This is a genomic window from Rothia sp. HMSC073B08 (assembly GCF_001812975.1).
GTDB lineage: Bacteria > Actinomycetota > Actinomycetes > Actinomycetales > Micrococcaceae > Rothia > Rothia mucilaginosa.
The window spans coordinates 681-994 of sequence record NZ_KV811086.1 but is presented as its reverse complement, the minus strand read 5'-3'; the positions used below and the strand labels follow the sequence as shown (position 1 = coordinate 994).

The 314-nt window shown below is 54.8% G+C and carries 1 CRISPR repeat array.

Annotated elements, in window-relative coordinates:
• Window position 1 precedes the first annotated feature (1 nt).
• A CRISPR array of direct repeats spans window positions 2–314; the repeat unit is 24 nt; unit sequence TGAAAGTCCCCACCCGAAGGCGGG.

Below are 314 nucleotides of genomic sequence, written 5' to 3'. Positions count from 1 at the left end.
ATGAAAGTCCCCACCCGAAGGCGGGGAAATGCCAAATCAGCACCAAGACCGATAAGACTGTTCGTCGCCTCAATGAAAGTCCCCACCCGAAGGCGGGGAAATAGCAATTCTTAATGCTTTCGCTGCTCACATTGTCAGCCTCAATGAAAGTCCCCACCCGAAGGCGGGGAAATATCTCAGGGGCTGATAGCGGGACATTTTGTCGCGAGCCTCAATGAAAGTCCCCACCCGAAGGCGGGGAAATCAGATATTACAGGGTAGGTTATGCGCGGCGGCATAGCGTGCCTCAATGAAAGTCCCCACCCGAAGGCGGG